The sequence below is a fragment of the Dyella sp. AD56 genome (genome assembly GCF_002878475.1).
In the GTDB taxonomy this organism is placed as follows: domain Bacteria; phylum Pseudomonadota; class Gammaproteobacteria; order Xanthomonadales; family Rhodanobacteraceae; genus Dyella.
Map to the genome: position 1 here is coordinate 1 of NZ_NRDP01000032.1, position 24,827 is coordinate 24,827.

Annotated in this window: 16 protein-coding genes; 6 read left to right on the top strand and 10 right to left on the bottom strand. The window is 57.5% G+C overall.

Going from position 1 to position 24,827, the window contains the following annotated elements; genetic code table 11:
• The first annotated feature begins 67 nt into the window (after window positions 1-67).
• The gene (locus DyAD56_RS19870; RefSeq protein WP_233202709.1) at window positions 68-5,188 is read left to right on the top strand and encodes a non-ribosomal peptide synthetase; all 5,121 of its coding nucleotides are present in this window, start codon (window positions 68-70) and stop codon (window positions 5,186-5,188) included.
• Complete coding sequence (locus DyAD56_RS19875; protein WP_102304578.1) at window positions 5,185-6,486, top strand: alpha/beta fold hydrolase; 1,302 nt, start codon at window positions 5,185-5,187, stop codon at window positions 6,484-6,486. The genes DyAD56_RS19870 and DyAD56_RS19875 overlap by 4 nt, the downstream gene beginning before the upstream one ends.
• Here DyAD56_RS19875 and DyAD56_RS19880 read toward each other — a convergent pair.
• The 4 genes from DyAD56_RS19880 to DyAD56_RS19895 all read right to left on the bottom strand — a co-directional run bounded on the left by DyAD56_RS19880 (window position 6,476) and on the right by DyAD56_RS19895 (window position 9,817).
• Window positions 6,476-7,807, bottom strand: a complete 1,332-nt coding sequence (locus DyAD56_RS19880; RefSeq protein WP_102304579.1) for a hypothetical protein — start codon at window positions 7,805-7,807, stop codon at window positions 6,476-6,478. The two genes, DyAD56_RS19875 and DyAD56_RS19880, sit on opposite strands and share 11 nt — an antisense overlap.
• Window position 7,808: 1 nt before the next feature.
• The gene (locus tag DyAD56_RS19885) at window positions 7,809-8,231 is read right to left on the bottom strand and encodes a biopolymer transporter ExbD (RefSeq protein WP_102304580.1); all 423 of its coding nucleotides are present in this window, start codon (window positions 8,229-8,231) and stop codon (window positions 7,809-7,811) included.
• Window positions 8,228-8,950 (bottom strand): MotA/TolQ/ExbB proton channel family protein, encoded by a 723-nt coding sequence (locus DyAD56_RS19890; RefSeq protein ID WP_102304581.1) that lies wholly within the window; start codon window positions 8,948-8,950, stop codon window positions 8,228-8,230. Before DyAD56_RS19890 ends, DyAD56_RS19885 begins: the two co-directional genes overlap by 4 nt.
• 90 nt (window positions 8,951-9,040) lie before the next feature.
• Window positions 9,041-9,817 (bottom strand): 4'-phosphopantetheinyl transferase superfamily protein, encoded by a 777-nt coding sequence (locus tag DyAD56_RS19895; RefSeq protein ID WP_102304582.1) that lies wholly within the window; start codon window positions 9,815-9,817, stop codon window positions 9,041-9,043.
• A gap of 607 nt (window positions 9,818-10,424) precedes the next feature.
• Between DyAD56_RS19895 and DyAD56_RS19900 the strand changes: the two genes are divergently transcribed.
• Complete coding sequence (locus DyAD56_RS19900; protein WP_102304583.1) at window positions 10,425-11,366, top strand: sulfotransferase; 942 nt, start codon at window positions 10,425-10,427, stop codon at window positions 11,364-11,366.
• A 56-nt stretch (window positions 11,367-11,422) separates the two neighbouring features.
• On the opposite strand, the gene DyAD56_RS19905 is transcribed toward DyAD56_RS19900, so the two are convergent.
• The 6 genes from DyAD56_RS19905 to DyAD56_RS19930 form a co-directional block, all read right to left on the bottom strand.
• Window positions 11,423-13,654, bottom strand: a complete 2,232-nt coding sequence (locus DyAD56_RS19905) for an alpha-amylase family glycosyl hydrolase (RefSeq protein WP_102304584.1) — start codon at window positions 13,652-13,654, stop codon at window positions 11,423-11,425.
• Window positions 13,655-14,213: 559 nt separating this feature from the next.
• Window positions 14,214-16,250 (bottom strand): hypothetical protein, encoded by a 2,037-nt coding sequence (locus tag DyAD56_RS19910; RefSeq protein WP_102304585.1) that lies wholly within the window; start codon window positions 16,248-16,250, stop codon window positions 14,214-14,216.
• Between the two features lie 103 nt (window positions 16,251-16,353).
• Complete coding sequence (locus DyAD56_RS19915; protein WP_102304586.1) at window positions 16,354-18,039, bottom strand: ATP-binding protein; 1,686 nt, start codon at window positions 18,037-18,039, stop codon at window positions 16,354-16,356.
• Window positions 18,040-18,055: 16 nt separating this feature from the next.
• Window positions 18,056-19,279, bottom strand: coding sequence for a DUF4297 family anti-phage-associated protein (locus tag DyAD56_RS19920; RefSeq protein WP_102304587.1), 1,224 nt, complete (start codon window positions 19,277-19,279; stop codon window positions 18,056-18,058).
• 157 nt (window positions 19,280-19,436) lie between these two features.
• Window positions 19,437-20,846: a DUF2130 domain-containing protein gene (locus DyAD56_RS19925; protein WP_102304588.1), complete on the bottom strand. Its 1,410-nt coding sequence runs from the start codon at window positions 20,844-20,846 to the stop codon at window positions 19,437-19,439.
• 80 nt (window positions 20,847-20,926) lie between these two features.
• Window positions 20,927-22,006 (bottom strand): site-specific integrase, encoded by a 1,080-nt coding sequence (locus DyAD56_RS19930; RefSeq protein ID WP_102304589.1) that lies wholly within the window; start codon window positions 22,004-22,006, stop codon window positions 20,927-20,929.
• A gap of 104 nt (window positions 22,007-22,110) precedes the next feature.
• On the opposite strand from DyAD56_RS19930, the gene DyAD56_RS19935 reads away from it, so the two are divergent.
• The 3 genes from DyAD56_RS19935 to DyAD56_RS19940 all read left to right on the top strand — a co-directional run bounded on the left by DyAD56_RS19935 (window position 22,111) and on the right by DyAD56_RS19940 (window position 24,570).
• Window positions 22,111-23,058: a DNA-binding protein gene (locus DyAD56_RS19935; protein WP_102304590.1), complete on the top strand. Its 948-nt coding sequence runs from the start codon at window positions 22,111-22,113 to the stop codon at window positions 23,056-23,058.
• A 174-nt stretch (window positions 23,059-23,232) separates the two neighbouring features.
• Window positions 23,233-23,496 carry a hypothetical protein gene (locus DyAD56_RS23685; RefSeq protein ID WP_146010578.1) on the top strand — a complete coding sequence of 88 codons (264 nt, stop codon included), beginning with the start codon at window positions 23,233-23,235 and terminating at the stop codon, window positions 23,494-23,496.
• Window positions 23,497-23,943: 447 nt separating this feature from the next.
• Window positions 23,944-24,570 carry a hypothetical protein gene (locus tag DyAD56_RS19940; protein ID WP_102304591.1) on the top strand — a complete coding sequence of 209 codons (627 nt, stop codon included), beginning with the start codon at window positions 23,944-23,946 and terminating at the stop codon, window positions 24,568-24,570.
• Window positions 24,571-24,827 lie beyond the last annotated feature (257 nt).

Genomic DNA, 24,827 nt, shown 5'->3' on the forward strand with positions numbered 1-24,827 from the left:
CGCCGGTGTGCGCGAAGCCGTGGTCTGCGCCCGAGCGGAAGCAGGGGCGCCACGGCTGGTGGCGTACGTGGAAGGGGCGCACGGAGAAGGTCTGGAAGCGGACGTATTGCGTGCCGCGCTGGCAGCAAGGTTGCCGGAATACATGGTGCCAGCGGCGTACGTGGTGATGGAGGCGTGGCCGCTGAGCGTGAACGGGAAGCTGGATCGGAATCGTCTGCCGGCACCGGACATCGGGGCATACACACAACGGACGTATACGGCGCCGGAAGGGGAGGCCGAATCGATATTGGCGCAGGTATGGTCCCAGGTATTGGGTGTCCCGCGCGTAGGGCGGCACGACAACTTCTTTGAGCTGGGTGGTGATTCGATCCGTAGCATCGCCGTGGTGGCGCAGTCGCGCGAGCAGGGCATCACCTTCGCAATTGCGGATTTGTTCAAGGCCCCGACGGTGGCCGAGCTGGCCCGAGGCCTTGGCGGCGGGCAAGGCGCCACGCCGAAGCCGCGACCATTGGCGCCGGACGATCTCGCTCGCCTCCCACCGGGCCTGGACGACGCTTACGCTGCCACATTGTTGCAGCAAGGCATGATGTTCCACGCGCATCGGGCGCCAGATAGCGGTGCATATCACGATGTCTTCAGCTATGAATTGGAACTACCCCAATGGCGCGAAGACTTCATGCGCGATGCGCTTGACGCCGCAACAATGCGTCATCCTGCATTGCGTACGGCGTTCGTACACGGTTCCTACAGCGAGCCTTTGCAACTGGTGCACGCGCATGCCCGGATTCCATTGGAGGTCCATGACCTGCGTCACCTCGATTCGCCTGAGCAACAACAGACGGTTGAAGAGGCCATAACCCGCGAACGTGGCACAGTGTTTGATCTGGAGCAGCCGCCGCTTTGCCGCGTATTCGTACATCTACTTGAAGGTTGCCGCATCCGGTACACCATGAGTTTCCATCACGCGATTCTCGACGGCTGGAGTGTCGCATTGCTTCAAACGGAGTTGTTCAGCCACTACTTGCGCCTGACCGCCGGTGAATCTGTGCAACCGACGCCTTCCCCGGCTGCATCGCCGGCGGATGCTGTTGCGCTGGAGCAGGCAGCGTTGAGCGATTCGCGCCAAGAAGCTTTCTGGCGCCATGCCTTGGATGGCTTCCACCGCATATCGTTGCCGGCCCATGACGGCGATCTCGTGGCGGGGGAGAGTTACCATTCCGAGACCGTCGCTATCGATGATGCGGTCGAGCACGCGCTGTACAAATTGGCTCAAACGCTGGGCGTACCCGTAAGGACGCTGTTGTTGACGGCCCACCTGCGCGTTCTGGCATCGCTCGGTGGTGGCGCGGACGTTACCACCGGCCTGGTGTCCAACGTGCGCCCAGAGGCTGCGGGCGGCGATCAAGTACTTGGTTTGTTCCTCAATACGCTGCCGTTGCGTGTCCACTTGTCGCCATGTCGATGGCGCGATCTTGTCATGCAGGTCCACCAGGCCGAGCTGGCCGCGATCGAGCATCGCTACTATCCATACTTCCGCTTGCATCGTGAGCATGGCGGCGCTTCGCTGTTCGATGCGATCTTTAACTACGTCAACTTCCACGTCTACGGGGCGCTGGAAGGCACAGGGTTGCGTCTTCTGGGTGCGGCCGTTCACGAATGGACCGGCTATCCGCTCGACGTATCGTTCTCGCACACCGGCAGCCGGCTGATCCTGCAAGTCAACGTAGATCCTGCGCGATTGTCGCCCGGACAAGCACGGCGCATCGTCGATTATCTAGTAAAGACCATCGCTACGCTTGCGCACACTCCCGAGTCGGAACATGGCTCGTTCGCGTTACCTGGCGCTGATGAGTTGATTGCCTTCAACGCATGGGGAAGTACGCCAGCCCTGGCGTCTGCCGGGCCTGGAGCACCCGCCACAGTGCATGCTGGCATCGAAGCGCAGGTTCGGCTGCACCCCGATGCGCTAGCCATTGTCGACGGAAGCAATAACTTATCGTACGCGGAGCTGGATGCACGGGCTGAGGTGCTCGCTTCAAGGCTCCGACGGTGCGGTGCTTCTCCTGGCACGCGTGTCGCGATCAGCTTGCCGCGTGGTGCGGACGTTATCGTCGGCATGCTCGGCATCCTGAAGTCCGGGGCTGCGTACGTACCGATTGACCCGGTTTACCCTGATGCGCGTATCGCCGACACACTGCTCGACAGCTGTCCAATCGCGGTGCTGACCCATACGGCCTCATTGGCACGGCTGCAGGCATTGTGTAGCGATCAACCGATCACGGTGGTGGCGATCGACGAAATGCAGGCCAGTGCAGCCGATGTCTCGGCCTGGGGTGCCACCGAATCGCTCGGCACTGAACAAGGGGAGGGTGTTACTCCGTGTGATCCCGCGTACGTGATTTATACGTCCGGTTCGACAGGGCGCCCCAAGGGGGTGGTAGTTGAACACCGCAACGCAGTTCACCTGGTTCGCAATCACCTGCATCAATGTCGGCTGCAACCGAACGATCGGGTAATGCAATACGCCACATATAGCTTCGATACGTCGGTCGAGGAAATCTTTCCAACGCTGTGGGCCGGCGCGACACTCGTCGTTCGCCCCTCTCGGCTTATCGCGCCGGATGCCGACTTCCATCGCTTTCTCCGCGAAGAGCGAATCACCGTTGCGGATCTTCCAACGGCTTTCTGGCATCGCTGGGTACAAGCGCTGGTACGCGCGGACAAGAGCAATGACGAAGGAGTCGAACCGGGCCTGCGACTCATCGTGGTAGGCGGCGAAAAGGCTGAGCCCGCCTTGCTTCAACAATGGCGGATGCTGCCGGCGCTGCGTTCCACGCATTGGTTGAACACCTACGGCCCTACCGAGACCACGGTCTACGCCACCGCACAGGAAGTCGACTGCGCCGCACCGCCGCGTGAGGAGGACGGAAGCATAGGCCGCCCCATTCCGGGCGCGCTTGTGCGCGTGGTCGATTCCTATGGACAGCTCGCCCCCTTGGGCGCGCTCGGTGAGCTGTGGATCGGCGGCGATGGGGTGGCCAGAGGTTATTTCAATCGCCCGGAACTCACCGCCACATGTTTCCTTGAAGATGCGCAAGGCCTGCGCTGGTACCGCACCGGTGACTTGGTGCGGTGGCGCAATCAGGGCGTGCTTGAATATCTGGGCCGCAACGATGCGCAGGTGAAGTTGCGTGGGTATCGCATCGAGCCGGGTGAGATCGAAGCGGCCATGATGGAATGCGCGGCTCTGCGCGAAGCGGTGGTGGTGATTCGGCGCGACGGTGACGGCGAACCACGATTGGTAGCGTACGGGGTGCCATCTTCGGACGAAGCATTTGACACGCGTGCGCTTCGAACCGCACTGGCTGAGCGCTTGCCCGAATACATGGTTCCGGCGATATACGTGACTCTTGCATCGCTACCGCTCACGCCCAGCGGCAAGATTGATCGTGCCGGCCTGCCCGCACCATCTACCGCAGCGGTGCAGACGGCTTATGTTTCGCCATTGCCGGGACGGGAGGCCATCATTGCGGAAGTCTGGGCAAGCCTGCTCGGCTTGCCGCGTATCGGCCGCCATGATCACTTCTTCGAGTTGGGCGGCCATTCGTTGATGATCATCGCCATGATCGAGCGGCTGAGCGAGCGTGGCATTGCGCTGGATGTGCAGGCCGTCTTCGATGCCCCACAGCTGTCGCAATTGGCGACTCACGCAAAGGCTTCAGATGCTCTCAACGATGAGGCCAATGCAACGCCGCCCAACTTGCTTGATGAGGGCGCGCAGCGGATCGTTCCTTCGCTGCTTTCCCTTGTTGATATGGATCAGTCGGACATCGACACCTTGGTTGCGGCCGTACCGGGCGGCGCTGAAAACATCCAGGACATCTACCCGTTAGGTACCTTGCAGACGGGCATTCTTTTCCATCATCTTATCCATCAGGAAGGTGATCCCTATCTCTTGCGCTATGTGGTTCGGTTGGCGGATCGCGATCGACTGGATCGGCTGGTTGAACATTTGCAGTACGTCATTGACCGCCACGATGCGCTACGCACTTGTGTGCACTGGGAGGCGCTGCTTCAGCCGGTGCAGGTGGTGCAGTGCCGGGCGCGGCTTCCGGTAGTGGAGCTGTCATTGAACGACAGCGAGGACGCGGTGACGCAGATGTTCAGCCTGACAGATCCGCGCGCGCTCAGAAAGGATCTGCGTGCGGCGCCCCTGCTGGAAGCCCACTATGCACGCGACCACGCTGGCGGTTGGCTGCTCGCGATCTTGGTGCACCACATGGTGAGTGACCACGTTACGCAGAACTTGATCCTGGAAGAGGTCGATCTGCTGCTGCGTGGACGTGGGGATTTGCTACGGCCATCCGTTCCCTATCGAAAGTTCATCGCCGCTCAGAGATTCGCTTCGCCAGCAGCTCAGCGCCGTTATTTTGAAGAACGTTTCGCTGACCTGGAAAGGCCCACCATCGCATTTGGCATGCCGGAAGTCCGCGGAACCGGGCAAAGCGTGGTGGCAGTGCACGAGCCGATGCCACCGTCATTGGCGGCCGACGTGCGCTTGGCCGCACAACGGTTGGGCGTGGCACCAGCTGTACTATTTCATGTTGGCTGGGCGCGTTGCTTGTCGCACCTTGTAGGCAGCGATGACGTGGTGTTTGGCACGGTGCTGTCGGGCCGCCTGCAGGGAGTTCAAGGGGCAGGGCGGGCGATGGGCGTGTTTATCAATACGCTGCCAGTACGGATGCGGCTTTCTGGTCTTTCCCTTCGGGCGACGGTAAAGCTGGCCTTCCGCGAACTTAGCGCCATTCTGCGCCACGAGCAGGCTTCGCTGGCCCTGGCCCAACGTTGCAGCAGAATGCAGACGCGCGAGCCGCTGTTCAACACGCTTTTCAATTACCGGCACAGCCCGATCGCCAGCTCCGACGTGGCGGCTCGGGCGCGAGAAACCTGGCAGGGCATTGATTTGATCCTGGGCGAAGAGCGCACCAATTATCCTTTGGCTGTTTCCGTTGACGATCAGGGGGCTGGCCATGGCTTTGTAGTCAGCGTGCAGTGCGTGGCAGGCATAGACCCTGCAGCGGTGTGTGCGATGACCATGGGAGCCATGAGCCGTATCGTTGCCGCTTTGGAGGAGTCCCCAGAGCAGCCTCTCGCACAGATAGACGTGGAACTGGAGGTAGAGGCATGAGCGCACCGGCGGCCGTAGTGGTCCTATTGCACGAGGCTCCGGAGTTGCCGATTTCGCCGCCTGCTGTGGCGTCGATTGCGTTACGTGTGCCATGCCCTGATGAGGGGACGGTCACGCTGACAGGCGCAGCCCAGAAGTTCCTGGCTAGCTTGCACGCGGCTCAGCCTGACGGCCCTTATTCCCTGGTCGGTCTTGGTGAGCGGGCCGGCGTGTTCGCACAGGCGTTGGCGCTGGAGCTGCTGGGGCAGGATGCAAGCGTGACCAGTGTCGCGACTGTGCTTGATGCTGCGCTCCCTCCCTGGGTGCCGGATGGTGATGACATAGCCCGATTTCATCGTCTGCAAGCGGCGTGCGCGGCGTGGACACCGCCCGAGCCGTCGATGCTTCCCACGCAGCGTTGCTTAAGCCCAGCGTCGGATGTTACGGGATGGATCGAACGCGTCGCTGCCACGACACCCGTTCCGCTGCCGCCACCTGCCACTTCGGCGATTCCGCTAAAGGTCGGCGGTCCATTCCGTGCGCCGGTATTCTGTATTCCTGGCGCAGGCGCCAGTATTGTCAGCCTGCTTGATCTGGCGCAGGCCACTCATCCACAGGCGACGGTAATCGGTTTGCAGCCCCGAGGGCTTGACGGCATGGCGCCGCCATGCACGACCGTGGAAACGGTTGCCGCATCCATCCTGCCGCAGGTGTTGAAAGCCGCGCCACAAGGGCCGATAAGGCTCGTCGGTCATTCCTTTGGTGGTTGGATCGCCTTTGCGCTTGCGCTACGCCTGCGCGCGCAAGGCCGGACGCTTGCCAGCGTGGACTTGATCGATTCCCGTCCACCGCCGGTTGATGAGCTGGTTGTCGAATGCGAAGAGCTCGACGTGCTCCTGCGGTGGGTCGCGTTGCTGGAATTGTCTGTCGAACGTCCGCTTGGAATCGATGCATCGATCTTGCAGCCGTTGTCTGCGCCGGAGCGGATGCGGGTCGTACATCGCCGTATGACCGAAGTGGGGCTGATGCCCATGCAATCGGATCCAATCACGATGCTGGGAGCATTGCGTATGTTTGCCGCATGTCTGCGGACGCGTTACATGCCTGCAGGCTCGTACGACGGCGCGCTGCGCGTCGTCCACCTACAAGATCCGGGGTTGGATGCAACGGGCAACGACCGCGAGGCGACGGAAATGCATTCAGGATGGTTGCGCCACGCACCGCACACGCAACTGATCTGTGCATCGGGCAACCATATGACGGGGATCCGTGGGCCGCATGCGCGTACGCTGGCCGAGCGGCTGGGACTTAGTGCGTAAGCGGCGCCGATGCAGACATTGCCTGCTGACTATCGGATGCGGCGTCGTTCGCATGTGCATCGCTTAGTACTAACGAGAAGAACATTACTTCAACGCCGTTGTAAAGCTTGAAGAGGATTCGATTACGGCCGGCGTGCAGTCGCAGCCGAACTTTGCCTTCGCTGAGATTGTAGTCGGCGATCTCTCGCTTCATCGAGCGTGCATCGACGAGAAACCACGGCTTCAGTGGCGCACCGCCGTTCCATACCAGTTGGTCGTCGACCCAGACCTTGCAGTCATCGTCGGCACCGATCCATGCCCAGACGTCGCTATCGTGGTCGAGCTTCAATTCGGTGTATCCGTAATAGATCGCACTCTCGGCGGGATCAGGGAGGTAGGTGGGATATTCACCTGCCTGTACATATCTCCAGGACAGAGTCTTGCCAAACTTTCCGGCGTAAGTCCCATCCAAGTCGACGGCGAATTCAGGCGGATAGGGATGATCAAGGGGGCGTGTACCCTCCGCGTCAAATGGTCCGACGACGTACCACGTATCAACGTAAATACGGTTGGCATAAATTCCGCCAGCTCCAATGCTGCGCCCGCCGGCAGCGCGGACCGGTCCATCGACGGGCGGGATGGGAGAGGGGTGGCCGGGGGCAGGGCGTGCCATCGGCTGATTGGAATCAGACAATACGTTGAACTTTTCCAGTGCAGCATCCAGCTCCGGCGTTTGGGACATCCCGGTGAGGCCTCCGCGACCACCACCATCTGCTCCAGCCAGCCCCGCACGCTGCGCGTCGCGGCGTTCGAGATAGTCGCGATAGCCCTTTAATGCGGTCGCGGCTTGCGCCTGTAGTTGGGCCATTTGAGCGATTGCCTCCGCATCCGTATGTGCGGCCGGCGGTGGTGGTGGCATATCCGTATCCGTCCGCCGCATGGCCTCGTCGAGCGGGATATGCAGAAGCGCGGCCAGATCGTTGGCGCGTGCGCGGTGTTGATTTTCGCGAATCGACTCGTACACCTCTCGTGCCTGCTGCAAGGCCTGTTGAGGTGAGTCGGTCGCCTTGGGGGTTGGGGGCTTTGGCTGGTTGGTGCTTTGCGCGAGCGCCTGTCCAATATGCGAGAGATCATCAAGCCGCTGAGAGGCCGCCGTTTTGAAAGCCGCCTCGCTGGTCACATTGACCCGTCGTTGTGCTTCCACGGACGTGGGGCGCAGTGAAATGGTGTAATACGCAATGGTGAGCACTATGGCATGCAGCAAGATGGACAGAAAAACGTCCAGCTGTCTGTGCTCACTTTCGGGAGGACGATAAGGATCGCTCGGAGGCAGGCCAGTCATGTCAGTTCCTGACGTGAACGGCAAGATTGGTCAACCCCTCAAACGCGCACAAGTCCATCACTTGGACGACATCCTCGAAGTTGGCACGGCGATCGCCGTCGATCCGCACCGATGCATGTGCGTCATGTGCGGCTACATCGCGCAGGCGGTCGTGAAGCGCTCCCGTGGTTACGGCCGAACCATCGAGGAAAATGTGCCCATCACGGTCGACCGTGATGACAAGGCCTGGCGAGGATGCGTCCTCCGAACGGAAGGTTGCCGCGGCCTTCGGCAGATCAACTGGAATGGCGCGGTTCTTCTTGTTGTCTTCATTTTGCTTAAAGGTGGTTGCCACCATAAAGAACATAAGCAGAAAGAAGATGCAGTCGATCAGGGCTACCAGCCCAATTTCCGGCTCCTGGTCTTCACCCAGGTTGATCTTCACGCCGTAGCTCCAGCAGGAGCATTCAAGAACCGTTCGCGCAACAAGGTGCCAGTCTGTCGTTCCAGTTCGATGCTATACGCAGTGATCCGGTACTTGAAAAAGTGGTAGACCGCCAAAGAGGGGAGTGCCACGCACAGGCCGGTAGCCGTGTTGACCAGCGCCTTGGAGATGCCGCCAGCCAGGAGCGCCGGATCAACCACTGAGCCTGAGAAGGCAAGGGCGTGGAAAGCCTCAATCATGCCGACGACTGTGCCGAGCAAACCGACGATGGGCGCCACAGTCGCGATAATCGCCAGTGGATAAATGCGCCGCAAATGCTCACGAAGCTCCATGGAAGCTATGTCTTCGACTCCCTTGGTTACCATGACAAGACCGTGCGAGCGGTAATCGACCATGTAGCGCAGCATGCGTGACAACGTGCTCGGCTTACTGGAAATCAAAGTTCCAAACTGGTCAAGTTTGCCGTCACGCCACAGTATGCCCGCTTCTCGCGCCAGCCCCTGAGGAACGATCAACAACATACGTAAATGGCGCAGCCGCTCGATCGTCACCCATAGGGCAACCATCGACATGGCCAGCATTACCAGGATCGCGAGCCCTCCCTCTTTTAACTGGCCCGCGAAGTCAAAGCTCTGCGCAAACGCAGAAGAGGTTGGCGCAAACGCCAACATGCCACCTAGAACCAGACTAAACAAAGAAACAGGCAAGCGATGCGTCATAAGTTAGCGTCTCGCGAGTGAGCGGATTGATTGTATAACGATGGAATACTTGCTCAGTGGCCAGTCTCCGCTAGTGCAGAGTGACCAATGTCACCAAATGAAACTTGTCAGCACCGTTCCCGGTGCTGTCACGGCAAATTTTACCTCGAAGGAGTAGCCCTTTGAAAATACAGCGCCGAGCGGCTGCGCCACGATAAACCCCAGGACCTCTCGCTGCGCATCAATGAGGTGCAAACGCACAGCCTCGAATCCAAAGACTCGACCTACAGCAGCGAATGCGGCCTTATAAAAGCTTTCCTTTGCCGAAAAAACCAATGTGAGCAAAAGCTCAAACGGCCATGCCGTTGTTACGGCGCGCAAGCATTCTAGTTCAGTCGCATCGATGACTACATGCAGCAGCGCAGCTATCGCGTCGGGCTTAGCTACAACATGCTCAATATCGATACCAACGCCCCTTTGAGGGCCTTCAGGCACGGCTATGGCGGCAGCCACTCCCAAACAGTGGGTGATGCTGCCAATAAAGCCCTCAGGCCAGAGCGGTTCGCGATGCGGACCAATGCCGATCACCGGTTCCGCGGAGTAGGGTCCGAATAAGGTGGTCGCACATTCATCGTCTCGGCGATTCGTTGCGACAGCGTAGCGGGCTGCTATCCGACCATGGAAGAATTCCTCCTTGCGCCTGGGTGCACTTCTGGCGATCTCCGGCGGCATGGTTATTCCCCACACTTCAAAGGCATCGTCGCGCTGGCGACCAGGCTCGAATGTGACCAACTGTATGCGAAGCGCACCCTTCTCGGTTTCGATTTCGACACATCGTCGCGACCACGGATAAGAAAGTGCGGGCCTTACAGTCATAAGAATGGTCACGTCCTGTCGACTGGTCTACCTTATTCCTTGAATCGGCGCCTGTTTCCGCCGAGGCTCTCAACTTTTAAAATCGGCTTGTCGTCACCTGCGTCGGAAACGGTAATCGCGTTCGGCATCTCGGACTGGTTAGATCTTGCGAAATGATCGAGTCGCCCAAACGCCCCTCCGTCTAGCCGATCATCGACAATGTGGCATGCTGGATTCAAGCCCCTTGTCTCCGAACACTGCCACTCAAGGCGGGCAACCCTGTCTTCATTGACGATAGCTGGCACTGAAGGCCCCTGCTTGAACGGCAGTGATCAAATCAAGCCTCCTCTGTTGACGGATGGCCCTCATGACGCCCCCTCGCAACACTCATATAGTCCGCTCTATCGGCCACCTTCGGGCAAGTCGAATGTCGGCGCACCCGAGATTTAGAACGACTTCACAAACGCGAAACCGCTGGCCTTGCCTGGTGGTGGACCGGGGGTGACAGCGCGAATTTTCTTTGTGTATATTGGGTAAGATCCAAGAGGTCTGAAAGTTCGAATTCACTCGTTTGTGCTGGCAAGCTCGCGATGTGTCTCGCAAGCCAACAAAAAGAGCCAAGGGAGGGCGCTGGGCGAGAATGCAGCGGACTTTTATCGTTGGATGTCCACGATCGGGCACAACCGTCGTACAGGCGATGCTGGCTCGGCACCCTGAAGTCTTCACTCTTCCAGAAACGGCTTTCTTCCAACGCCTGTTAGGCGACATCAATCATCGATTGCTAGGCGACCCGCATGCCCACTCGGCCACCAAGAGTGCCGCGCGAAGCTGGGAGGCCCTGCGCAGGCGACTGGGTCTGACCAGTCGCGAGGGACGGCGTGAGTTTGTCATGTTGCAGCAAACTCTTCTTGGCGCAGAGTATAGGGGGAGCCGCAGCCCCTGGTTTCAGGACGCCTGCGTCATTCGATTCATCGGCATATTGGATGAGCTGGCGAAGCGGGATGGTCGCTCGGCATGGCTTGAGAAGACGCCACATCATCTGCTGTACCTTGGGGAGATTGAGCACTACCTGCCGAACGCCAAGGTCATCCATGTGATCCGGCCAGGCATCGATGTCCTGGCATCGATCAATGACGCGTATTTCCGTTATCAGATCGAGGCATTTAGCGGCAGCCTTATGCAATGGGTCAGGCGCTGGAATCAAGCAGCGGAGATTCATCGATCACGAATCCGTCATGCGAACCATCTTTTGGTTTTCCACGAAGACCTGATCAGTAGCCCAGCGACGGAATGGGCCAGGCTCTGCAGATTCACGGAGCTCACGCCCCATGCCGATATCGATGAAATCTGCCATCAGAATATTGCTGACCTGAACTCAGAGCCCTGGAAGCGCGATGCCTTGGCAGGCCTACCCCAGCAGGTCGACCGAAAGGTCGTGAATCAGTTTGGCCCGCAACTGCGCAGCTGGCTGCGTGAACGCCTAAGTTCGTATGAAGATCTTTATGCGGAAAGTCACGTGATTCGAGATGCGGAGCAGGCGCCAGCGAGACCCACTTCCATGTCGGAAGAGGCGATATTGTAAATATCACCGAATCGGCTGCTGGCAACTCCGCTGACTTATCGTACCAGGGCGCCTTGTCAGATCTCGCGGCATGTCCACACAAGGACTGATGGAGCTTCGGTCTGGCTAAAGAGGACATCACACTGATCTTCCCGGGAACCAGCAAAGCCACTTAGCCGAGAAAAGCTGGCCCGAATGACCGTTCGCTGGCCTGTCTTCTGATCTTGGTACACCCTGGATATGTTCAGCTCGTCTTCGTCACCTTGTATATCAATTTTCGCATCATCCCAGTGTTCGATCACGCCACGCTCTTGAAAGCACGTAAAAAGTTCCGCGATTCGTTTTGCGGGTGATAAATCGTCGTGGCGCGCAAATATCTCCGCGGTCGCTTTTCTGGAGAATTGCTCCGAGTACGCGAAATAGTCGTCAGATTCCGGCACGCCAGCGCTGGAATCTTGATAAGCAAGATAGACGTGGGGCCCATTGGCACTCAGCATCAGGCACATTGCATGTCCAGCCACAACGATGGCACTGGTGGATTGACTGCCATTGTAGATTGGTCTGAACATGAAATCGTGATCGATGACCACCGGTATCAACTGATGGAGGTTGATGGACCAATGTGTGCGCTGGTCCTGTAGCTGCCTGATGGTGGCGTAAAACCCATGCCCCTTAAGAAAAATGTCTTGAATGGCGCCTGCCAGTGGAAAGTCATACAAGTACACGCCCTTATTTTCTTGTCCAAGAATAAGTGACGCAAAACGCAAGTCGCGGTATCTCAGGGTCCAGTACTCCAGAATGGCGGAGAACGGATTTGTGCTGTTTCCGACAAAAAGATGCGCATCTTTTTCGGCTGACCTCAAGGCGTTCAATATGCGGCGAAGAGGCGTCACGCTTATATGTTTTGCCATGTCGATTCGAAATGAGCGCACGCCTGCCTGACTGGTCTTCCAGAGTGCGCGCTCAGTGACCGCGTCAAGCACCTCCCGGGCGTAAAGGTTAGGCTTTGGCAGCGAGAACGACGAACCTAGATGCATCCGTGATAAGACTTCAGCGTAATGCGAAGCCGACACGCCTTCACCCAGGCCATTCTCTTCACGCACGCCAAATTCATGCAGAAAGCAGAGCGGGTCGCTTGGCTCTACCTGCTTGCCGCCAATGGTTAGCATCGTTGGCAATGCGGCTGCCTTTGACACTGCCAATCGGCTTGTCTGTGGCAGATAGCCAAGCGTCGCGAATGTGCAATCCTGCGTATAGCTCAAGCCAAGTGACGCTGCTTTAGCAACGAGGTGCTTGTACTCCTTCTCAGTTCCCAGCACGGGGTCAATGCCCACTTCACCGCTGCACCAGTAGCCATGATTGTTGCGGTGTGCGATTAGCTGTCCGCTTGGAGTTTCGCCGTAATGAAGCTCGGTGCTCTGCTTGTCTACGGGTGCTAGCATGATGCCGGTGAAGCCATACGACCGGATCAGCGCCAAGCTCTCCGCGATGAATGCTAACTTTGACTGACTGTCAGCAGCATCGATTAAACGAGGAAGTATTAGGAGTTGAGGTCCTCGATAAGGATGGGAGAGTCGATCTGCCACCCCGTCGCCAGTCGGCGCCCCGGCCACGCATAGCTCGAATGTCGAACGCACAAGGTCCTTGTCTTCTCCGGAGCGCCGTCGCATCAAAGCTTGGAAAGCCCCGCCCGGTTCGTCGCGGCGCGCTCGAATACTGTCCTTTAATTTCTGCTTGCTGTAGAACAACTCTCTTAAATCGTCGACACCAAGCTGGCCGTCTATTTGTGACGAGGATTCTATGACTCGCAATGGATTGCAGTACAGAATGATCGAAGGTTCGCCCGTGTGCTGCAGAGATGCTCCTGGCTCCGGAGGCAAGGCGGTCGCGGCGATCTTGACGAATATCTTACTCAGAGAGTCTTCACATTGAAAAACCCGTTGAATCACAAGGACGCAATTGAGTTGGCTGTCCCAGCGGAACTCACAATCAGCAAAAAGCGTCGCGCCCTCACCAAGAAGGAACAATGTGTGTCTAACTAGACGCAGTACCCGGAGCTCGTCTCGACTCAACCCCGAGGTCGACGCATTCTCACAGATGCGAAGCGCGCTACATACCCCGTCAAAATCTCGGCATGGGGTGACAAGCAGAGATTCAATGTGAGACCGGATCCACGTTGAAGCATTCTGAGGACGCTGCTCATCCACCGGACCTTGTTTCGTCGCCTGATTTGAAAGGCCGGCCTCGCCAAGGTCTAGATCGACACCCGAGGCTTGTGCTGCAAGATCTTTGTCAGTTGATGGCAGCATGGCGCATTCCTTTGTCACTGATCAGCCAGACGCCGTTACATAGTATAAAAAAGCACGAGGTCTCGCCTGGATCCCAGTGCAGAAGGTCAATCTTTAGACATTTTGCGAATAGCTTTCCCCGCGGCTCTTGGGCGACTTTTAAACGAGTCTCGCGTAAAAGCGATTGGGAGCCGACGCTCAACTAGCTCATCATTGACCGGCACCGGTTGACAGTGGCCGGATACACGTGGGCAGTCGACGCAGGCAACAGAACTAGGGATCCTCGGCAAAGGGGTATATGCGGATTTGGGGGGCAGGGTGATTAGCCCGTGTTATCGGGGGTAGGGCGAGCCGTCCATTCAGCTTTGTTTCGTCCACTGGATGCGCGAGTTTCCACTGGCAGATTGCTCTTGTCGTTCAACGAGACTGTGCAACCCAGATGAGGATCAAGACCGGCGCGGCGCCTAGGCAATACGGCGCCCGAATCTCAGGAGGCAGGCAGGTCCGGTTTGGGGTTTGTTTTTACGTGCCGCCATAAGACAATGAGACCTCCTTGGGCTTCATGCCGAATCTAGCCTACTCAGGCCTCGCGGAAGAAGTTCACGTACATCTGGCCATTGGTCTGCGGCCAGGGAAAGATACGAAAGACCCAGAGCAGGCGCTCGACATGCTGGCCCAAGCCGACGATGTTGGCAGGCGAGAACTCGGCCTCCGAGACGTAGATTCGGCGCAAGTCACGACCAAAGAGCTCAAGCCAAGCATCGAGTTCAAAGGCCTTGAGATCTTCCGTCAGGCCGGAGCCAGCGTAAGGTGTCTGATCGGGCAGGCCATCTCGGTGGCCTAGCCATTGCGCAGCATGCTCAAGAACAGACGCGACGGCCGGACACGCGAGAGAAAGAAGTTGGTTCACATTGTTGCAGTCGCCGCATGCAACTCTTGCTGAGTCAATGATCTCACGAGCCGCCTGAAGGCTGTCGAGCACAAGCACTCGATATCGATCCCCCGCATCGGGGAGGGCAAACGCGCTCTCTCTGGCGGCGTAGTACATACAAGGCGTGGATGACACCGAAGGATGCAGGTCGCTAAGCACGCCGTTTGGGATCGCAAAGGGCTTTCCTTTAAGTTGCATCTCATAGAGCGTGGTGTGCGCGACCTGTGCCAGCATACTGACTAGGAGATGGATGCTGTCGTCGTGGAGCTGCGTGGTCGGATCAAGCAAGAGTCCCGCAACCATCGCGTCGAAGACTAGGTGCTCCTTGATCTCACCATCGCGAATGACGCGCACGCACTTGCCGACCGCCTGTCCATAGGGGCGGGGTCGGCTTCGCTCGGCACTTAGCGTGCTGTCGCCGCGATCAAGCTGCTGGATCGCCAACTCGTAGTCCTTAGCCAACGTGATGCCATCGAGTTCGGAGAGGGGGGCGGCGCGACCGATCTCTCGAACGATGTCCGCAATGATGCGCCCCAAGGTCTCAGCATTCTCCTTCGTGCCGAACCCGTGACAGCTAATTGAAAATCGGATATCGCCCTTCCATTGGGGCGTGGTGCCGTCCGAGTGCGGCAAGGAGCATGATGCCTTCGGTGCACGGTCTGCGGCGGCGTCTTGGACCATCGATGAAATGTGTTGAATTAGTCGTTGCCCAATGAGTGGGGCAAACGTTTGACCATATCCCGCCTCGCTGGAGAGGAAAAAGCTGTCGCAGCATGCGGCGCCCGCTCTATTGATGATATCGATGCAAGGAATTTCAGTGTCATGCTTGGAGCCGACGAGGAGTCGGTCGTGCGCTAGCGGGAGAATGACGCAGTCCACTACGTCCCAGTCACTTAGCACCAACGGCACGTAGCCACCACTGGACTCGCGCACGATTGCGATGCAATCGGGCAAAATGGCGCCTATAACGGAGACTGTTTGCCATGAAAGCGTGGCGAGAACCTTCTCTCGCTGAGTCAACCCTGAAGTGGCCAAGACATTATTGTGCGCGCCTTCAATCGTTTTGGGGACGCTGGCTCCTATTGCCGCAATGGCCGCCTGGAGCTCAGGCATGGTCTGCTCATAGAGCTTGTCGAAATTCTCGCGAACGAAGAAGGCAGCGACCCGCTTTGTCAGCGCCGGGGGCGCACCAGGGGCCGCAGTGGTCACTCGTTGCAGCATTGCTTCCAGGGGGCCTTGCGCGCCGTCGGCACTGACAACGCCATCGACGCCCATGGCCTCACGCATATGCTCCGTGGTGCAGATGAAATCGGTCACGCGATCCAGGACCTGCATAGCGCCCAGTGTCATCGATGACCTGACATGCGCCGTCCGGAAAGTCAGGTGAGTGACCAATCGTGCCGCCAACTGGCCGTCCACCGGGGACCCAGGTACCAGCTCTTTAATGGCTGCGAGGCTCGCGACGATGTTGTGCTCGGCGAGCGTGATGTCGTCATCAAGCGTAGGCGTGCCGTCTAGGGACGGCTTGGAATAGAAGTGCAGGCCGACGCCAACGTCCCGGATCGCCGCAAGTCGCGGGTGGCGACCCTGCCAGTGAAGCCAGATGCGCTCTGCATCGCCGGGCTCGCCGGCCAAAAATCCGCGCTGGAAAAATTGAGGAACGTAGTGCTGCCGCTTACCTGCCATGGTGTGCCGTCGTTACGTGTGTGTTCCCGGGCAGCGCCTGCCCGGGCCAGATCGCAGACAGACCCGTGGAGCGGGCCTTGTCTGAGCGCACGTTGCATAGAGGCTACTTGAACCATTCGGCCTTAATGGCCTCGAAATTCAGCCCCTTCCATTCCTCCTTCCAAAGCTGCCAATAGGGAATGTCATTGGACGATGGAGCGTGAGCGCATGGGTCAATCTGGACAATTGATGGAAGGATAATGGATTCGCCGACAAGCAAGGCTTCACCTTGCCGGAATGACGTCATCTTGTCGATTAGTGAGCCGAGCGAATCCGGAAGAAGCTTCTTTACGTAACCTTGGTCTGCCGGATTCGTAAGGCGCATTGCGATGAAATTGCTGCATTGAGAGAAGATCGTCTCCGATATTTCGGATGGTCGCTGGCTAGCGAGCAGAAGGGTGACCCCGTACTTCCGTCCTTCTTTAGCGATTCGCTCAATGGATACTTTCGAGGAACGGTACTTGGAGAGATCACTGTTCGGGACGTATTTGTGCGCCTCCTCATAGACAAGAAGAATAGGCACGTCGTTATTGATCTTCTCGCCAGGGTTGTTGGCGAAACGCGTGCGCTTGTAGATGTACCCGTACTCAAATACAAGGCGGGATATGAGCGAGACCGTAATGCTTAGCACTTCAAACGGGACCCCGCTGAGATCGATGACCGTCACGTTCGATTCGTTAGAGGTCGGATACCCCAGCAGGTTTCGAAGCGTCTCTTCGAACGTAATGCTCTTCGACTTTTCACCCAGGAAAAAGTCGAGCCTGCTATCGTTCACCTTGTTCTCAAGTCGGTTCACGAAGTTGGTCAGCCTTCCGTAAAGGCTACCCTGCGTGTACTTCGGCTGCCCGGCCTTTTCCTTATTACTAGACGCGTAGACCTCTCCGGTATCGACCATCTCCTCGTTCTTCGCAATTGCGTACGCAAGAACCTCCTTGATGTCGAACGGAATAGGCGTATCCAAGTGAATCTTCCGCTTCTCAGCCTCTGATCCACTGGACTTTGCGCGGCGATCCGTAATGATCGCTTCTTTGAAAATATTCCTCTGGTTATGGTCATTTGCTTCGGTGTCTAGGAAGAACTCCTCCAGCTCTTCGCTATTCAACATCCAATATGGTAAGACCAGACTCGCGATATCGATGTGGTTCGCGGCAGGAAATGCCGACTTATATTCCGAGTGAATGTCGAAAATGATCACGTGCGAGTTATTGAGTGAGAAGTCGCCACTCTTCTCTTTCACCGCATTCTGAATGATCGTTGCGAGAGTGTGGGATTTGCCTGAGCCCGTGGAGCCGACCACAGCAATGTGTTTGTTGAAGAACTTGTTTCCATTGACGGGAACCGGCACGTTCTTGTTAGACGCCAAAGTCGCAAAGCGAAACCTTTCCGCTTCCGCGACTGAATCATCGTAGATCTTTTTGATATCCGAGATTGCCGCGGGCTGGACTTCCTTTGGAGGAATCGCGAGCGAGTCACCACCGCGCTCGAACTTACCGTCCCGCAGAATGCCAAGCGGGAAGGCTTCAATGATGTGCTCTCGCTCACCATTCGCACTGACAGCGATCTGAAAGTTTTCGATGATGGCAACAAGCACTGCGTTCTCATTGTCCGCGATCTTGAGATAAGAGCCGACCTTCAGCGATTCCTCGGCCACCTTGAAGTCTTCGAGGTTGTCCACGACGATTCGAACCTTGTCGGGAAAAACCGCAATCACCTGGGCGTTGATTTGTCCTTCCTCGTTTATGCGCGTCATGCTTATTTGCCTTCGGTTAGATGATGAATTTGATGTCCGATAGCTGCTCTACTTGAATTCTGACATGCCGAACAGCCGGCTTGTCGTATGAGAAATAGCTACCACCCAGGTAGAACTGGTAAATGCGCCGAGTCTTGGTAATTGCATCCAAGGTTTGCTCGACACTGGGGAGGGTATTCAGGAACTTCAGCTTGATCCCGTTACCGTGCGTCGCTTTTTGCGCAATCGATTCGGCACTGAAGTCGGCACCTTGAAAGTCGTGGCCGTCGATGACTTTGAAGCCCTCCGTGCTCAGCTCCTTCTTTAGAGCGAGCAGCTCGCCAATCGGCACACCGTGGACGTAGACATAGGGACAGAAAGGGGAGGGTTCCCGTGCCGAAAGCTTGGCCCACTTTCTGGAAAGCTCGAAGACCAGATCCTTGAGATCACTCCTGTTGTAAGAGCCGGCATTCGTCTCGACGAGAAAGAATCGCTCGTACGGAGACACGTTTAGCTCCGTGAAGTACTCCTTTCGGAGTGCAGCAAAGTGTGCCTTCTTGCCCCGCTTCTCGACGAACCACTCGTTGAAGAGGACGTCAGAGGTGTTGATCCTTGTTAGGAACTCGGCTTTCGTGATCGTTCTGTCTGCCGGCGCCGCCTTGATCGAGAGTTCGCGAATGACCGACAGCGCATTGTTGTAGTAGAAGTATTCGGCGGAGAACGAAGTACCCCCTAGAGCCGACCTAAGGGCTGCGAGCACGTCGCGGTATTGTTCATCAAATTCCCTCGCCCTGATATCGACGGTAAGGCGCGCCAGGAATTCTCCGAGATCGCCATCGGACAGCCCTAGCTCAGAATGGTGATAGCGAGTGACCCTGGCCGCACCTTTCCCCTCAGAGTAGGTGAGGAAGTTTTTCTTAAGAAACTCGACGTCGATGCCGCCATCCAGCTTCTCCTGGCCTGAGGCATAGTGCCCCTTGATGGAGTAGAGGACCTTTGGCTTGGCTCCCACCAAGCTTTCCTTGAAGTGGGACACCATGTGTCGTATTGCATCCTTGATGACCGAGTGGTTGTACTCCGATTTTGCGTAGTACTTGCACTGCGTGGCCGTGACATCGGTTGCCGTCCGGATGTCGATGTCTTCGGTGCATTCGATATCAATGGAGTCACTGGCCGACGCCAGTTGCAGGACGCTGAGGATTGATAGATCAAACTGGTAAAAGTACCCCCGAATGGTGTCGACGGCGCTTCTGTTGGTCATGGCATATCCAGTTGTTATTGCTTACATTGCCCACCACCCAAATACCGTTCATTTGGAGGTGCATCATTTCGGGGTGGTTTGATCGCAGCTAGTACGCTGTTGCACCCAACATCACTCTTCTGGTCCATAAACAACGCGGGCGGTGCCATCGACCGGGCTATTCGACATCGGAGGCATTTGGATTCTTGAGTTCGGCGAACTTGGTCGCCATCGTCGGATTGCCTCGAGTCAGCTTTTTGATCGTCACATCCTGCGCCTTGTCGTTGGCAAGACGAATGTTTCGATCGGTGCCAAGGAGCGCGTCTTTCGTCTTCTGCAGGTGGTCGATTGACTTGTCGATCTCTGCGATGGCTTTCTGAAAATGGCCAGAGGCGAGCTCGTAGTTTCTCGCGAACGCCGACTTGAAGGCCTCAAGCTCAGATTCGAACTTTGTGATGTCTACGTTTTGGGCCTTAACAAGCGCCAACTCTGATTTGTACCTGAGCGAGTTCATCGCCGCGTTCCGCAGAAGCGTGATGATTGGCAGAAAAAACTGCGGGCGGACGACGTACATCTTTGGAAATCGGTGAAAGACGTCCACAATTCCGGTGTTGTACAACTCACTCTCGGGTTCGAGCAGGGAGACCAGCACCGCATACTCGCACCCCTTCTCCGTGCGATCTTTGTCAAGCTCCTTCAGGAAGTCTTCGTTCTTGTTCTTTGTGGCGGTGCCATCGCTTTCGTTCTTCATTTCGAACATTATCGAGACAATTTCCGTGCTCGCCTCATCCAGGTCACGGAAGATATAGTCGCCCTTGCTTCCCGTACGGGCGTCGTTATCTTTTTCGAAATACGCCCTCGGAAACGCCGTCGATCGAATACGATTAAATTCGGTTTCGCAATGCTGCTCGAGCGTTTCGCCGACCATCTTTGTCGACAGTCGGGCCTTCATGTCTCTAAGGCGGTCAATCGTGTCATCACGATCCTTGATTTGCGTCTCGTATTTATCCTTAAGCAACTTCTCAGCGAGCTGCTTTTCGAGCGCCGTTCGATCCAGCCCGCTCTTCAGTTCGTCGCGCTCTTTCTCAATCGCGCTCACTGCATCGGTTAGCGCTAATTTCTGCACAAGCTCGATGGAGTCGATCTTCGCCTTCAGGCCATGGATTTCCGCATCCTTCGCAACGGCAGCCTTCTGCAGTTCACTCACAAGCTTGGCGTCGGCCAGATCCGAAGCGGCCTGCTTGTCTTGTTTGGCCTGCTGAAGTTCATTGGCAAGAGCATCGCGCTCCTTTTCCACTGCACTAAGAGCCACGGACACAGCAAGCTTCTGTGCAACTTCACCGGCATCAATCTTGGCCTTCAGTTGTTGAATCTCGGCATCCTTGGTCGCAGCGTCTTTCTGCAACTCGCTGGCAATCTTGGCCTGCGCGAGTTCGATCGCGTTCTGCTTATCTTGCTCTGCCAGCTCGAGCCGTTCGTGCAACTGCTTTTCAAAATCGGTGTCGCGAACTTGCTTCAGGATGTCCGCATATCCGGCCTCATCGATCTTGAATGCCTTCCCGCAATGCGGGCAGATAATCTCATGCATGGATATTTTCCTTCCGCCTTAAACAGAAATTGCGTCGACACCTGGGGAATCATTCCCGATGTCAAAAAATCTCTTCGGGGCTACTTCAACAGCCTTGCTGCTGGATTATCCTCCGCAGCACCGGTTTGAAAATACCCGATCACGCTCGCGACGGAACGATGTTCGGTCATCGCCATGACCGCGGGCAATGGCACCCCCTGCTTACCGGCCTCGGTGACAAACCCTGACCGTAGGCTGTGCGCCCCAAAGTCCCCTTTTAATCCCGCCGACGCGGCTCGCCGCTTGACGATCGTGGCCACGGAGCCGGGGAGAAGGGCAGGGCCAACCCGATCCTTCCAGATCCGTCGAAAGATCGCTCCCTCTGAAATCCGCGCCGCCTCGATCCACGCCGACAGCGCCTGGGCACTGCGCCCGAGGATCGGTTTGTCAGGCGTCGAATCCACCGTCACGCCGGCCTGCTGCGTCTTCGAAAACTCCAGCCGGTAAATGTAGGCCTCATCGCCAGTTCGGCGCAGGTCACGCAGATCGGCCGCGGCAATCTCGCTCCGCCGGCGCCCACCACTGGCGAAGCCGAAGCAGAGCAGGGCGCGATCGCGGAGGCCTTCCAGCGAGTCGTCGCAGGTGGCCAGCATGGCCTCGAGCTCTTGCCGCGTGATCGCGGTCTTCTTGGTCGGCCGCTCGCCACGCTTCACCGCGGCGCGACGGGCGCGGCTCAGCAATGTGCGCACAGTCGCCAGCTCGCACGGGTTGGTCAGCCGCTTGAGCTTGTGCGCCGTGGACAGCACGGCCACGCGCTGCGTCACCGTGGCGAGCTTGAGCGGCCCGAGCTTGGCCTTGAGGCCGGCTGCGACCAGGGCCTGATCGATCGCCGGCGGCAGTTCGCTGACCAGACCGGCCTTGTTCTTGCGCTGGATGTGGTCGACCAGGAACTGGATCACCGCGGCCTCGCTCACCGGCAAGGTCAGCTCGGCGCCAAACCGTGCCTGGTGCCAGCCGGCCCAGTAGCGCAGGGCGGTGGCGTAACTGCGCGTGGTGTTGGCGGCAGCCGCCTCGGCCAGCAGTTCGCGCACGGCGTCGGCCGCCTGCTGAGCCAATTGTTCCGGCAACACCAGCCCGGCGGCGGATTGGACGAGGGCCGGCAAAGTGGATTTATGCTTCATAATATGTAGTGTATATTACGAAATAGAGCGTCTACTAGCGATAATCATCACTTATCGCGAGTACGAAACCAAGCGGGCAGGGCGCGGATCGAGGAGACAGCTTCATGGCACGTGGCATCACTCAGGACCAGGTCAATCAGGCGGCGGACACCATTCTGGCCGCCGGAGAGAATCCGACCGTGGAAAAGGTGCGCGCCGCACTCGGTACCGGTTCGCCCAACACCATCACCCGCATGCTGGATAGTTGGCGTAGCCAACTCGGTAAGCGTTTACGCCAACTCAGCACCCTCCCGGACGTGCCCGATCCCGTGGGGCAGGCGATGGTCGAGGTGTGGCGCCTTGCTGTTGAACACGCACAACGGTCAGCGGAAGCCCAACTGGCCAAATATCGCTCTACCCTGGAGGCGGAGCGATCCGCCCTCACACAAGAACGGCAGCACTGGGTGGCGCGCTTGGAAACGGCTGAAACGGAGGCTGCGCGGGCCAACGCCGCCAAGGATCTTGCCGAACATGTCTGCGCGAACCTGGATGGCCAATTGCAAGACAGTCACGCGCTGCGGGCGGATATCCTCTTACAACGCGATCGATTGCAAAGTCGATACGATCAGGCTGCGGCTCAGATCCAAGGCCTTCAGGCTCAATTGGACGAGGCGCGAAGCACCTTGGAGGCAGAACGTGAACGCTTAGCCGCGCATGTACGGACGACCGAAGATCGTGCCCATCAGGAAGTGGACCGCGCCCGGCAGGAAACCAAACGATGGCAACAGCAGTATGAACTTGCCGAGCGGACCCATCAGGAAGCCATTCGCACGCAGCAGACTCGGCACGATGCGATCGTCGAGCATGCGCAGCAATCAGAGAAGGAGATGGCACGTCAAGCCGGTCAAATCCAGGCACTCGAGAGGGCGATTACAGCGATATCCTCAGTCGCTTCAAAGAAGGGCGGCGCGAAAACGGGGACCCGTGAAACTGCGAAGCGCAACCCTCCAAAAGATGCGGCTGCCAGACCTGCTACGCCCAGGCGCTCAAAAAAGACGTCGCGCACACCCTAATATCATGGCCCGGCCGGCCGACACACCCTCAGACACTGCTCTAGTGTTGGAGGTCGACTTGGATGGGACCTGCCTGCAGGCAGGCTCGGCACAAGTCCCATGTCTTCCACTGATACCAAGTCTGGTTGGTTCCAATCATTAACGCCCACACCCAACCCTCGACCACAACACATCTTGAAGCTGAAGATCACCGTTGAGAAGTCCGAGGTGAATCGTGTTGAAGCGCGGTCCATGTGGTCGATCGGAAATGTTGGGTGTGCGCCCACCGTCTGGCTAGGCTACCAACGAATCGTGCCAGTGAATGTATCTGAACAGGTAGAAAAGGTGGGCGACGACTATGTCGCGACCATTATCATGGATCGTTTCCTGCCTGATAGCTGTCATTGGTCCAATGGTGGCCCAGCCATCTATTTCTTCCACGACGGCTATAGGCTTTAGTCGTTTGGAGCGAATAGAGAAGTATTAGGCGGTGCAAAAGTTGACGAAATAACCTGCTTGACGAGACCTTTCTCGCCCGTCGGGGGGTTGCGGCTTCGTGGATCAAGAGCTGTTCTACAACACCGAAGACAAGCGCGCGTTTAACGCCAGCGTAGAGCTGATGAAATAAGCTCAACGACGAATGTGCTTTGTGGTCTTGATGCGCTTCGCGACGGCGATGACGTCAACTTCGATGGGCTATCGAACAATACCGCCTACGACACGCCAGCAAGTGGGGCGCACGCTACCTTGACAGCGAGTACAGCGGAACCGAGTAAGGCGGACGTTGCGTCGACAGCCAGTCTGGTGTCGGCTGCGTGGATGGCCAAGTTGACCAGGAAGTAAGGGCAGCAGCCCGCCCGGGCGCCATGAGGTTTGGCGAAGTAAGACACAGCGGAGGCAAACTCCTTGCGCGAAGAACTCCAAAAAACAGAATTCGTCCAGTTCATACGGGCCTTTTTGCATGATCCCGTTTTTACATTTGCTGAGGACGCGTCCGTTGCCAAGGCCACCCGTCAGCCAATCTGTACATTCCGCACGACAAACTCTTCTGCCCAGTGGGTCCAAGCCTTCCTTTTATTGGGGGACGCTCAGCAGGCCTCACAAGGCAACGAAATTATAGCGATTCGCGGTGGCGACTTGCTCTCGATGACACGAGGGCTATCAGTCGCGATTGAAGTTGGTCGCAAGAGTCTGCTTTTGTATCCGGACGAAATCAGAGAGTTGCTTGCATGCCATTGGAAGGAACAGCGAGGCGAGACTGGATACGTGCGCGCCGAGCTCGTCTTCAACTCAGTTGCAAGACTTTCTCTGGCTCTTGGCACGCATATTCTTGAACGAACGAATGTCCAGTCCGCAAGCGTTGGCCAAGGGCTGTGGGCCAATGAATTCACCTTGGTTGAACTTTGGGCCCCCATGGCTCTTGCGAGGAATGAATTAGATCTGGCAGTTAAGGCCATCAGTTATGCCGCTTACGCCGGGGACAAGCCTGCGTCATACAAGGCGGCATTGATCGTCCGCGAGCCACCTGTATGACCGGCTTGCCCCAACCACTGATTCATGGCCGTGGGGCTTTGGTGCCAAATCGAGCAAGAACGATTGAGCGCCCCTGCGCATTCAACGAAAGCGATACCTCGCAGGCCCATGCAGCAACCAAGCTCGCGCTCTTCTCCCTTGCTGAGATTTCACGCGAGTGGTGATTTCGATTCAAGGCGCCAAACCAGAGTTTCTCCAGCGAGGAAGGGCACTACGGCCTGTCCTCCGATGTCGATCACATCGGGCACCTGCCACGG

Bases quoted from the DNA above. Each gene is read 5' to 3' on its own strand.
- DyAD56_RS19920 (WP_102304587.1), bottom strand. From the start codon at position 19,279: ATGACCAACAGAAGCGCCGTCGACACCATTCGGGGGTACTTTTACCAG.
- DyAD56_RS19925 (WP_102304588.1), bottom strand. From the start codon at position 20,846: ATGCATGAGATTATCTGCCCGCATTGCGGGAAGGCATTCAAGATCGAT.
- DyAD56_RS19905 (WP_102304584.1), bottom strand. From the start codon at position 13,654: ATGCTGCCATCAACTGACAAAGATCTTGCAGCACAAGCCTCGGGTGTC.
- DyAD56_RS19875 (WP_102304578.1), top strand. From the start codon at position 5,185: ATGAGCGCACCGGCGGCCGTAGTGGTCCTATTGCACGAGGCTCCGGAG.
- DyAD56_RS19935 (WP_102304590.1), top strand. From the start codon at position 22,111: ATGGCACGTGGCATCACTCAGGACCAGGTCAATCAGGCGGCGGACACC.
- DyAD56_RS19915 (WP_102304586.1), bottom strand. From the start codon at position 18,039: ATGACGCGCATAAACGAGGAAGGACAAATCAACGCCCAGGTGATTGCG.
- DyAD56_RS19890 (WP_102304581.1), bottom strand. From the start codon at position 8,950: ATGACGCATCGCTTGCCTGTTTCTTTGTTTAGTCTGGTTCTAGGTGGC.
- DyAD56_RS19880 (WP_102304579.1), bottom strand. From the start codon at position 7,807: ATGACTGGCCTGCCTCCGAGCGATCCTTATCGTCCTCCCGAAAGTGAG.
- DyAD56_RS19930 (WP_102304589.1), bottom strand. From the start codon at position 22,006: ATGAAGCATAAATCCACTTTGCCGGCCCTCGTCCAATCCGCCGCCGGG.
- DyAD56_RS19900 (WP_102304583.1), top strand. From the start codon at position 10,425: ATGCAGCGGACTTTTATCGTTGGATGTCCACGATCGGGCACAACCGTC.
- DyAD56_RS19910 (WP_102304585.1), bottom strand. From the start codon at position 16,250: ATGGCAGGTAAGCGGCAGCACTACGTTCCTCAATTTTTCCAGCGCGGA.